Raw genomic sequence first — 11,359 nt, 5'->3', positions numbered from 1 at the left:
AAAACAACCTCGCACCTTGACGAGGCTGCAATATTTCAGAGCTGCTGGAGCAATCGTCCTTGTAAATCCTTTAGGGCTCGTAGCTGATGACGCCCGACTTGATGACCACCACGACGATGACCCAAAGGATGGCTGTGATCCAGCTGGTCCGCTTGACCTTGAACCACATCTGCGGGTCGATCGGCGCACCGCGTTCAGCGCCCTTTACGTAGGAACTCTCATCTTCCCACAGGCCCTTCACGCGCATGGGCAGAACCATGAAAAACACGGCCCACCAGATGACCAGATAGGTAACGATCCCGCCTGCAAAACCCATGATCAGCCTCGCAGGACGATGACGGCAATATCCGTCCGTTTACCCCACCGCGGCATCAATTCGGTGCGAATGGCGCGACGCACTGCCATTTCGATATCGCGGTTCGAGCCCATTTTTGCCCGGGGCAGTCTGTCCAGCGCGTCATTGACGGCCGATTCTACAATCGGCTGCAGCTCGTCGCCCTCATTGTCTTCAACAGGCACGCCGCGCAACAGCACTTCGGGCTCGGCAATAAGGCGAGACTTTCCATCGATGGCGACGGCCACGACGATCATCCCCTCTTCTGCCAGGCGCCGGCGCGCGCGAATGACACCGTCGCCTTGAGGCAGAAGAATTTTTCCGTCCACATACAATCGGCCTGACGGAACGTGATCGATGATTTCCGGTGCCCCGGGCGCAAAGCGGATCATGTCGCCATTTTTCGGGACGATCGCTTTGGGTATGCCGAGTGACAGCGCCAGCTCACCGTGTTCGGCCAGATGGCGCGCCTCACCGTGCACCGGGACGGAGACCTCGGGTTTCACCCAGGCATACATGTCGCGCAGCTCATCACGGCAGGGGTGGCCGGAAACGTGGATATGGGCTTCAGATTCATCGATCACCCGCACACCACGATCTGTGAGATTGTTCATCAGCTCGTAGATCGATTTCTCATTACCCGGAATGATTTTTGACGAGAACAGGACGGTGTCCCCCTCCTCAAGCGACAGCTCAGGATGGTCGTCACGCGCAATACGCGCCAGCGCCGCACGATCTTCCCCTTGCGAGCCCGTGCAGAGATAAAGCACCTTGTCCTTTGGCAGATAGCCCGCCTGATGGGGTTCGATGAACGAGATACCGTCTGGCAGAAGGCCAACAAGCCGCGCCACATCAATCATGCGCAGCATGGACCGGCCCAGAAGACAGATGTCGCGCCCGGCGGCATTGGCTGCCCGGCACACTGACACAAGGCGAGACACATTGGACGCGAAGGTCGTCACCGCCACGCGGCCTTTTTGCTGGGCAATCACGTGGGCAAGCGTCTCCGCCACCCCCTTCTCCGAGCCCGACCGGCCTTCGGAGAAGACATTGGTGGAATCGCAGACCATCGCCAGCACGCCCTCCGCCGCCAGGGCGTCGAGCCTGGTGCGGTCCGTCACATCGCCCAGCACCGGCGATGGATCAATTTTCCAATCACCCGTATGCAGAACATTGCCGAATTCAGTGCGAATGGCGATGGCGTTAGGCTCAGGGATAGAGTGCGTCAGCGTGATATATTCAAGATCGAACGGACCCAGTTGGAACCGCGCGCTCATGTCGAGCACCTTGATCGGCGGATTGTCGATACCGACGTCGAGGAATTTTCGGCGAACGAGCTCCGCCGTAAAGGCCGTGGCGTAGATATCGCATTCAAGATCAGGCCACAGATGAGCCACCGCACCGATATGGTCTTCATGACCGTGGGTCAGGACGATACCGAGGAGGTCTCCCCCCTCATCCAGATCATCGAGCAGATAGCCGTGATCAGGCGTGATCAGATCAATACCCGGCGTGTCCAGCCCGCCGAACGTGACGCCGCAGTCGATCATGATCCATTGCCGCTTCTCTGGAGGTCCGATCGCGAACATGTTCATGTTCATACCAATCTCGCCGGACCCGCCCAAAGGCAGGAAAATGAATTCGTTCTGCATTAAATACTCCGTCAAGCGCTTCGAATGCGCCGTGCAATTTCTGTCAGTCCCCGGATCGTCAGATCAGGGTCAAAATAATCTATCGTCTTGGCAGCGTCCTTGTAGAGGGACGAAATACCGCCAGTGGCGACCACTTTCATGGGCGCGCCAAATTCTTCGCGGATACGGGCCAGAAGGCCTTCGATCAGGTCGACATACCCCCAGAAAACACCGGCCTGCATGGCGCCCACCGTGGTCGTGCCGATGACCTTTGGCGGTCGTTCGATCGCGATGCGCGGCAGGCGTGCCGCGGCCGTGTGCAGGGCCTGCATGGACAGGTTGATGCCCGGCGCGATGATGCCGCCAAGGAACGCGCCATCTTCGCCAACCACATCAAAGTTCGTGGCGGTGCCACTGTCGACGACCACGAGCGGGCCGCCATACTTCACATGGGCGCCGACAGCATTGACCAGCCTGTCCGCCCCGACCTCTGACGGCCGGTCGATCCGCACCTCGATGCCGGGCACGGATTTTTCATCAACGATCATCGGCTCGCCGCCACAATAGCGCCGGGCAAAGTTCCGCAGATTGAAGAGCGACTGTGGCACCACCGTCGAAATGATGCAGTCGGTCAGATCTGTCAGCTTGAAGGTGCCATCAATGGACAGCATCTGGCTCAGCCAGACAGCGTATTCATCCGCTGTCCACTGGCTGGATGTCGACGCGCGCCATTGGGCGACCGGTTCGCCGCCGTCGATGAGCGCAAAAACGGTGTTGGTGTTGCCAACATCCAGGGCGAGCAGCATCGCTCTCCTCCTGTCATATTCTGACCAGACCGGTCCTTCACGGGCGATGTAGGCCTAATTCCCGCCGATGAATACGTCCGCGGCCGAGATCGTGACGATTTTACCCGACTGATCCAGCAATAGCTCGCCATTGGGGCCCAGACCGACGAAGTTTCCATGCCTTGGCTCATCCCCCTGCCGGACCGTTACCGGCCCCATCCGCCCGGCGGCATGGTTCCACCAGTCAGCGCAGATGCCAGCGAAATCGCCCGATACGAGTTGCTGCACGCGGGTCGTGAGCCGTTCATCGAGCGCCTTGAGAAAGGTCTCGGACGGCACCGTGACGCCAAGATCAGAGACTGCTGCGACGTCATAAGGCATGTCAGGCGGCGCCGCCTGCAGGTTCACACCGATGCCGATGGCAACGCACTGGCGGCCCTTGGCCGTGAGAAACTCACACAGGATGCCCGCGACCTTGGCGCCATCCTGCAAGACATCATTCGGCCACTTCAGAGAATGGTGGCCGCTTGGCGCATCGCAGGCGGCCAACGCCTCAATAACGGCCAGACCGGCGCCGAATGAAAACCCTGCGGGATAGCGCAGGCTGTTCCTCTCAACGGGCCAGAGGAGCGTGCCCGCAAAATTGCCCTTCCCCGTCCACCAGGCGCGACCGCGGCGTCCAACGCCGCCCGTCTGCTGTTCGGCCGTGAGCCATATAGGACCGCTGTCGCCAGCGTCGAAGGCTGAGCGAGCGTCCTCGTTTGTAGAGGCGGTCCGGGCCGCGTGCTGAACAGGTGTGGGGTGGCCCGCCAACCCTAGAACAGCGACTGCGCGGCCACGGCGGCCAGACGCGTCAGGGGCTGCAGGATAACGACAAGGCCTACAACGATCAGTAGAGCGGAGACTGACGCTGTCAGCGTCACAGCCGGCCCATGATCCTTGGCAAAGACTGTCGTCGGCTCCGAGAACCAGATCGTCACCAAGACCCGCAGATAATAATAGGTCGAGATGACGCTGGTCAGCACACCGATGACCGTCAGGATGTAGAGCCCTGACTCAACGCCGGCGGAAAAGACCGCCAGCTTGCCGAAAAAGCCGAGCAATGGCGGAATGCCCGCCAGAGAGAACATCAGCGCCGAGAAGGCCAATGCCAGACCAGGCTGGTTCTGGGACAGACCGGCGAGGTCATCGATATTCTCTGCCATCCCTTCAGGCCGGCGCATGGACAGGATGCACGCAAAGGTGCCGAGGGTCATCAGGACGTAAATGCCCAGATAGACGATAACTCCCTGTACGCCTGTAGCGGTCCCGGCGGCCAGACCAATCAGGGCGTAGCCCACATGGCCGATCGACGAGTATGCCATCAGACGTTTGATGTTCGTCTGCATCAGTGCCGAGATGGACCCGACGATCATGGAAAGCGCCGCAATGAGCCAGATTACCGGCTGCCACTGATCGATGATGGTCGGGAAGGCTTCCATCATCACCCGGACGAAGAGGAACATCGCCGCGACTTTCGGTGCAGCAGCAAAGAATGCCGTCACCGGTGTCGGCGAACCTTCGTAGACGTCAGGGGTCCACATGTGGAACGGCGCGCCGGATACTTTGAACGCCAGGCCGGCGATCAGGAACACAAGACCGAAGACGAGGCCTGTGCTGTACTCGTTCGTGGCGGCAGCGACAGAAATCTCGGTGAAATTGGTGGTGCCGGTGAAGCCATAAATCAGCGACGATCCGTAGAGCAGCAAGCCCGAAGACAGTGCGCCGAGCACGAAGTATTTCAGGCCAGCTTCCGTTGATCGACGCGAATTGCGATTGAACGCTGCCATGATGTAGAGCGAGAGCGACTGAAGCTCGATGCCCATATAAAGGGAGATGAGATCCGTTGCCGTAACCATGAGGCCCATGCCGACCACGGACAAAAGAACAAGGACCGGATACTCGAACCGTCCCAGACCTTCACGGTGGAAAAACCGCCCTGACATCAGGAGAGCGACAATCGCGCCGACATAGACAAGGCCGCGCCCAAGATCACCGAATGCGTCAGCGGCAAAGGCGCCCCCGAAAACGGCGGTCGTGTCTTCCGGCTTGACGAAGATCGTGATCGCGAACGCAACGACGAGCATCAGTGTCGCGACCAGATTGATCTCCCGCATCCGGTCGACCTTCAGCGAGACGCCGACGAGCAGCAGGACCATTGAACAGATGGCCAGGAAGACTTCCGGCGCCAGGGCCGTGATATCGTTCTGCAGCACACTCATTGCACATTCTCCGAGACCGAAGCGTGGTCGGTCGAACCATGATCGTCTTCGGCTGGCTCAATGACGCGGATCTGGCTGTCCAGACGGTCACGCACATAGGTCGTGCCCTGCTCAAAAACTTTCAGCGTCGGCGTGGCGTGGACACCAAGATACAGTGCCATGAAGGCAAGAACCGTCAGCATGCCGAGTTCACGACGATTGAGGTCAGGCAGTGATTTGAGGTTTTCGTGGATGAGCGGCCCGAACATCACTTCGCGGTACAGCCGAAGCCCATAGCCCGCGGACAGAATGACGCCGAGGGACGCCAGCGCCGCCACCCAGGTATTGACCTGGAACGCTCCGACCATGGTCAGGATTTCGCCGACAAAGCCGGACAGACCAGGCAGGCCCACATTGCCCATGGTGAAGAGCAGGAAGAAGAAGGCAAACCATTTCATCTGCTGAACAAGGCCGCCATAGGCCGCGATCTCACGGGTGTGGACGCGATCATAAACAACACCAACGCAGAAGAAGAGCGCACCGGAGATAAAGCCGTGGCTGAGCATCTGGAACATGGCCCCATCAATGCCCTGCTGGGTGCCGGTAAAGATGCCCATGGTCACAAAGCCCATATGCGCCACGGACGAATAAGCGATCAGCTTCTTCATGTCCTCCTGCGCAAAGGCGACGAGAGACGTGTAGATGATGGCAATGACCGAAAGGGTGAACACCAGCGGCGCAAAGTACACCGACGCATCAGGGAACATCGGCAGCGAGAACCGCACGAGGCCATAACCGCCCATCTTGAGCAGGATCGCAGCCAGCAGGATCGAACCCGCCGTCGGTGCCTGAACGTGTGCATCAGGCAACCAGGTGTGAACGGGCCACATCGGCATTTTCACGGCGAAGCTTGCGAAGAAGGCGACCCACAGCCAGCGCTGCACGTCAGGGTCAAAATCATACTGCATCAGCTGGACCACATCGGTCGTGCCCGCTGTCAGATACATGTAGATGAGCGCGACCAGCATGAAGAGCGAGCCGAGCAGCGTGTAGAGGAAGAACTTGAGCGCCGCATAGACCCGGCTTGGCATCTCACGTCCGAACAAGGTCCGCGTCCCTTTTGATCCCCAGACGCCAATGATCAGGAACATCGGAATGAGGGAGCCTTCGAAAAAGACGTAGAAGAGCATCAGGTCGAGCGCGGAGAAGACGCCCAGTATCAGCGTTTCCAATACCAGAAACGCAATCAGGTACTCGGCGACACGCGTCTTGATCGAATCCCAGCTGGCCAGAATACAGATCGGCATGATGAAGGTGGTCAGCACGATGAAGAGGATCGACACGCCGTCGACGCCCATCTTGTACTTGATGCCTTCCCGCGCACATTCGTTCAGGACACCGCCGAAATCGCCGCCACATCCACCGAACCAGGTCATTTCTTCGACGAACTGGAAGCCGGTCGCCGTCTGGTCGTACTGGAAGTACAGGAAGACAGAGACACCGAAGGTGAAGGCCGTTGCGAGCAGTGCCACCCACCGGGCCGCCCGCGCAACGCCATCCTGCTCATCGGCACGGGCGCTCCACTGCCGCAGCAGGATGAAGACCACACCCGACAAAGGCAGGTATGTCAGGATACTGAGAAGGGGAAGGTCAGCGACGCTCTGTTCGATCACGACGCGCTCCTGAGAAGAATGAAGAGGAGGATAAGCGTCAATCCAATCAGCATGATGAACGCATAATGATACATTAGGCCAGACTGCAGCTTGACGAGCCGGCGGGAGATACCGCCCGTCACGCCCGACAGACCATTGGGACCAAGTCCGTCAATCGTCCGCTCATCGCCGCTCTTCCACAGGAAGCGCGCAACGATCTTGGCGGGTTTGAGGAAGATGTTTCGATAGAGATCGTCAATGTACCAACGGTTCTGCAGGAAGGCGTACAGCATGCCGCCCTCCCCGATCATGCCGCGGCGTAGTGGACGGTCCGTCAGGCGGTACTGGAACAGGGCCAGGACAAAGCCGATCGCACCAGCGATGAAGGGCGCCCAGAGCACCCAGGCCGGGAAGTGATGTCCATCATGCTCACCTTCACCGCCGTGGCTTTCCATCTCTCCGTGATCAGATGCCTCGGCGTGAGACGTTTCTTCGACAGCTGCATGAGCCACGGAGTCCGCGGTATGATCAGCCGCACCGCCATGGGAAGCAGGCGCATCATGGCCCGCGATCTCACCATGGGCGCTCTCCGCATAGAGCGCGCCGTTCCAGAACTCATTCGAGCCGCCGCCGACGAACGGCTTGTAGAACACCATCCCGGCGATGATCGCACCAATGGCCAGGGGCACGATCGGCAGAAGCATCGTGTTCGGTACATCATGAGGGTGTTTGCGCACCTCTTCAGGGGCACGCCACTTCCCGTCAAAGGTCAGGAAGATCAGGCGCCAGGAATAGAACGCGGTCATGACGGCCGCGATGAGGCCCATGGCAAACGCATAGACCGCGAATGAGCGACCCTCGGTGATGCCCTCATAGGCAGCCTCGAGGATCATGTCCTTCGACACAAAGCCTGCAAAGCCGAACGGCGCGCCAAGGAACGTGACCATCGGGATACCGACACCCGTAATGGCGAGAGTGCCTGCCAGCATCATGATGAAGGTTACCGGCATCTGTTCACGCAGGCCGCCCATGCGACGCATGTCCTGCTCGTGGTGGGAGAAGTGGATCACCGCACCGGCACCAAGGAACAGGAGCGCCTTGAAAAAGGCGTGAGTGGTCAGATGGAACATGGCTTGGCCATAACCACCGACGCCGGCAGCGAAGAACATGTAGCCAAGCTGCGAGGCCGTCGAATAGGCGATGACGCGTTTGATGTCTGTCTGCACCAGACCGATCGTCGCCGCGAAAAATGCCGTCGTGGCGCCAATGAAAGTCACCATGGCCGACGCGGCTGGCGCTTCGGCATAAAGATGCGACATGCGGCAGACGAGGAAGACCCCGGCGGTCACCATGGTCGCGGCGTGGATGAGCGCCGACACAGGCGTCGGGCCCTCCATGGCGTCGGGCAGCCATGTGTGCAGGATGAACTGCGCAGACTTGCCCATAGCGCCGATGAACAGAAGGACACCGATCAGATCAAGGATGGGATAGGTACGGTCCAGGAACGGGAAGCGCAGCGCATCCAGCGTTACCGTGCCATCGGTCCAAACCGGGTTGGCGATACCGGCCTCGAGCGCCGCAAAAATGCCGTCGAATGAGATCGTCCCGAACACCGCAAAAATCGTCATCAGACCGAGTGCGAGGCCGACGTCCCCGACGCGGTTCATGACAAACGCCTTGATGGCGGCATCGTTGGCTGACGGTTTGTGGTGCCAGAAGCCGATGAGAAGATAGGACGCGACGCCCACGCCCTCCCAGCCGAAGAACAGCTGCAGCATGTCGTCCGCGGTCACCAGCGTCAGCATGGCGAAAGTGAAGAGCGACAGATAGGCGAAGAAGCGCGGCCGTGATGGATCCTCGTGCATGTACCCGATGGAGTAGATGTGAACGAGCGAGGAAACCGTCGTCACAACGATCATCATGACGGCCGACAGGGTGTCGAGGCGGATTGACCAGATGGCCTCGAACCCGCCGGACGACATCCAGGTGAACAGGCGAATGGTCTCTTTCGCACCATCACCGAAGCCAATCTGAATGAAGGTGATCCACGCCAGAATACCGGCCAGAACGACCAGGGTGGATGTCACGATTTCAGCCGCTCTCGGCCCACCAATCGTGGAAACCGGCTTGGCAAGCAGCGCCCCGAGCAGCGGCAGGAGTACGATCAGCGCTTCCATGGGGCTAGTTCTTCATCGAGTTGGCGGCGGCGACAGAGATGTCACCACGATTGCGGAAGAAGGAGACGAGAATAGCCAGGCCAATGGCGGCTTCAGCCGCGGCCACGGTCAAGATCATGAAGGCGAAAACCTGGCCCTTCACATCACCGAGAAACATCGAAAAGGCGACGAAGTTGATATTCACTGCGAGGAGCATCAGCTCGATCGACATCAGGATAACGATGATATTCTTCCGGTTGAGGAAGATCCCGCCGACACCGATCACGAACAGCATACCGGCAACAATGAGATAATGGGGCAGACCGATCATGTTCAGATCCCTTTCCCGGTCGTGACCGACACGACTTCGACGGACTCGTCGCGGCGCCGGGCAACCTGTGCATTCACGTCCTGGGACTTGATGCCGCGGCGCTCACGGAACGTCAGCAGGATGGCGCCGATCATGGCGACCAGCAGGATCAGGCCAGCAATCTGGAAGTAGTGAACATATTCGGTGTAGAGCACCATGCCGAGCATTTCGGCATTGTTCGGACCGACGTCGCCTGCGGGACGGATCAACGTTTCATCGGCCGTCCAGCTTTGCGCCATGATGCCAATTTCGATCATCAAGACGATACCGACGATGATACCGAGCGGCAGGAACTTGGCGTAGTCGGCTTTCAGCTCGGCGAAATCGACGTCGAGCATCATGACCACGAATAGAAACAGGACGGCGACGGCGCCCACGTAAACAACGACCAGAAGGAAGGCGAGATATTCAGCGCCGATCAGAACGAAGAGGCCCGCTGTCGAGATGAAGGTCATGATCAGGCACAGGACGGAGTGCACGGGGTTTCGGGAGAAGATGACCCCGAGGCCCCAGGCAACGGTCGTGACCGCAAATACCCAGAAGGCCAGTTCGGCAAAAGATCCCATTGGAACGTCGCTTGATCGTTGAGGCAGACGGTAAAAAGACTCGTCGCCCGATGTGAAACTTCGGCGCCGGTTAGCGGAAACTGTCTCCGGCGAAAAGGCCCCCATGCCGATCAGGCGGCAGTTTGTGCCCACATCCGGCCTTAATCGTCCTTCTCGACAGTCCGATTGCGGTATTTGGTGGAAAAATCGGCAATGATGACGACGCGATGACGCAGGTGGGCTATCGCGGCCGGCTTGATGATTCGCAGCCCTATCGCGCCGCTCGCGCGCGACTGGCTGCCATGTCGCCAGCCCATGCGAGGCCCACCACCGCGACCATAAAAAAGGCCGCTCCACCATCCGGGGAGCGGCCAAGTTACCCAATAGGACCAAAGCGAACGTTCAGTCGTCCCAACCCATCAGGCTGAGCAGAAATCCGGGTTACGCTTCAATCGCGTCATCATCTTCGCTCGGACCGACCAATAAGTCATCAGATATCAGACCAGCATTTTTCCGCACTGCCGCTTCAATCGCGTCCGCAATCTCGGGATGCTCCTTGAGAAAGGTCTTTGCATTGTCCCGGCCCTGGCCGATCCGCTCTGAATTATAGCTGTACCAGCTGCCTGATTTTTCGACGATGTTGGCAATGACCCCGAGGTCCAGCAATTCCCCGACCTTGGAAATGCCCTGCCCGTACATGATGTCGAATTCGACCTGCTTGAAGGGCGGTGCCACCTTGTTCTTGACCACTTTGACGCGGGTCTGGTTGCCCACGACCTCATCACGGTTCTTGATCGCCCCAATGCGTCGAATGTCAAGCCGGACAGAAGAGTAGAATTTCAGCGCATTGCCGCCCGTCGTCGTTTCAGGCGAGCCGAACATGACGCCGATCTTCATGCGGATCTGGTTGATAAAGATGACCAGACAATTGGACTTCGAGATCGAGCCCGTCAGCTTGCGCAGCGCCTGGCTCATCAACCGCGCCTGCAGGCCAGGCAGGCTGTCGCCCATCTCCCCTTCCAGTTCGGCGCGCGGTGTAAGGGCCGCCACAGAGTCGATGACAAGCACGTCGACAGCCCCGGACCGCACCAGCGTATCGGCGATTTCCAACGCCTGCTCGCCGGTATCGGGCTGGGAGATCAGCAAGTCATCAAGATTGACACCCAGCTTGCTCGCATAGACAGGGTCAAGCGCATGCTCAGCATCGATAAACGCCGCCGTACCGCCAATTTTCTGGGTTTCGGCGACCACGTGCAGGGTCAGTGTTGTCTTCCCGGACGATTCAGGACCGTAAATCTCAACGACACGGCCTTTCGGCAGCCCGCCTATCCCCAGCGCCATATCAAGGCCCAATGAGCCCGTGCTGATTGATTCGATCTGCTGAACCGCACCGGCACCGAGCTTCATGACTGAGCCCTTGCCGAACGCCTTATCGATGTGAGCGAGCGCTGCCTCGAGCGCTTTTGACTTATCCATACCGCCGTCGATGACCTTAAAGTTTGAAGCCATGTTCTACCTACCGTCTTTCAGATTCGCCATAGCGCGAGCGCGCTTTTATGTACCCTATTTGTTCCTGTAGCACGATGCGCTACACGCGGAAAGCGAAAAAGAACAATTTTAGAACATTTGCGCAGCCATCTGTGGAA

At 59.0% G+C, this 11,359-nt stretch carries 10 protein-coding genes; all 10 read right to left on the bottom strand.

Going from position 1 to position 11,359, the window contains the following annotated elements:
* Nucleotides 1-70: 70 nt before the first annotated feature.
* The 10 genes from RUI03_RS05980 to recA all read right to left on the bottom strand — a co-directional run bounded on the left by RUI03_RS05980 (nt 71) and on the right by recA (nt 11,222).
* Nucleotides 71-316 carry a DUF1467 family protein gene (locus RUI03_RS05980; RefSeq protein WP_317289372.1) on the bottom strand — a complete coding sequence of 82 codons (246 nt, stop codon included), beginning with the start codon at nt 314-316 and terminating at the stop codon, nt 71-73.
* 2 nt (nt 317-318) lie between these two features.
* Nucleotides 319-1,986 (bottom strand): ribonuclease J, encoded by a 1,668-nt coding sequence (locus tag RUI03_RS05975; RefSeq protein WP_317289371.1) that lies wholly within the window; start codon nt 1,984-1,986, stop codon nt 319-321.
* A gap of 11 nt (nt 1,987-1,997) precedes the next feature.
* Complete coding sequence (locus RUI03_RS05970; RefSeq protein WP_317289370.1) at nt 1,998-2,771, bottom strand: type III pantothenate kinase; 774 nt, start codon at nt 2,769-2,771, stop codon at nt 1,998-2,000.
* A gap of 54 nt (nt 2,772-2,825) precedes the next feature.
* The gene (locus tag RUI03_RS05965) at nt 2,826-3,563 is read right to left on the bottom strand and encodes a biotin--[acetyl-CoA-carboxylase] ligase (protein ID WP_317289369.1); all 738 of its coding nucleotides are present in this window, start codon (nt 3,561-3,563) and stop codon (nt 2,826-2,828) included.
* Nucleotides 3,564-3,565: 2 nt separating this feature from the next.
* A complete protein-coding gene (gene nuoN, locus RUI03_RS05960; protein ID WP_317289368.1) occupies nt 3,566-5,011 on the bottom strand; it encodes an NADH-quinone oxidoreductase subunit NuoN in 1,446 nt (481 codons plus the stop codon).
* The gene (locus RUI03_RS05955) at nt 5,008-6,663 is read right to left on the bottom strand and encodes an NADH-quinone oxidoreductase subunit M (protein ID WP_317289367.1); all 1,656 of its coding nucleotides are present in this window, start codon (nt 6,661-6,663) and stop codon (nt 5,008-5,010) included. The genes nuoN and RUI03_RS05955 overlap by 4 nt, the downstream gene beginning before the upstream one ends.
* Complete coding sequence (gene nuoL, locus RUI03_RS05950) at nt 6,660-8,819, bottom strand: NADH-quinone oxidoreductase subunit L (RefSeq protein WP_317289366.1); 2,160 nt, start codon at nt 8,817-8,819, stop codon at nt 6,660-6,662. The genes RUI03_RS05955 and nuoL overlap by 4 nt, the downstream gene beginning before the upstream one ends.
* 4 nt (nt 8,820-8,823) lie before the next feature.
* Nucleotides 8,824-9,129: an NADH-quinone oxidoreductase subunit NuoK gene (gene nuoK, locus RUI03_RS05945; RefSeq protein WP_317289365.1), complete on the bottom strand. Its 306-nt coding sequence runs from the start codon at nt 9,127-9,129 to the stop codon at nt 8,824-8,826.
* Nucleotides 9,130-9,131: 2 nt separating this feature from the next.
* Nucleotides 9,132-9,734, bottom strand: a complete 603-nt coding sequence (locus RUI03_RS05940) for an NADH-quinone oxidoreductase subunit J (RefSeq protein WP_317289364.1) — start codon at nt 9,732-9,734, stop codon at nt 9,132-9,134.
* A 420-nt stretch (nt 9,735-10,154) separates the two neighbouring features.
* Nucleotides 10,155-11,222, bottom strand: coding sequence for a recombinase RecA (gene recA, locus RUI03_RS05935; protein ID WP_317289363.1), 1,068 nt, complete (start codon nt 11,220-11,222; stop codon nt 10,155-10,157).
* Nucleotides 11,223-11,359: the final 137 nt, after the last annotated feature.

The sequence above is a fragment of the Parvularcula sp. LCG005 genome, assembly GCF_032930845.1.
In the GTDB taxonomy this organism is placed as follows: domain Bacteria; phylum Pseudomonadota; class Alphaproteobacteria; order Caulobacterales; family Parvularculaceae; genus Parvularcula.
This window is presented reverse-complemented; position numbering and strand designations above follow the sequence as displayed.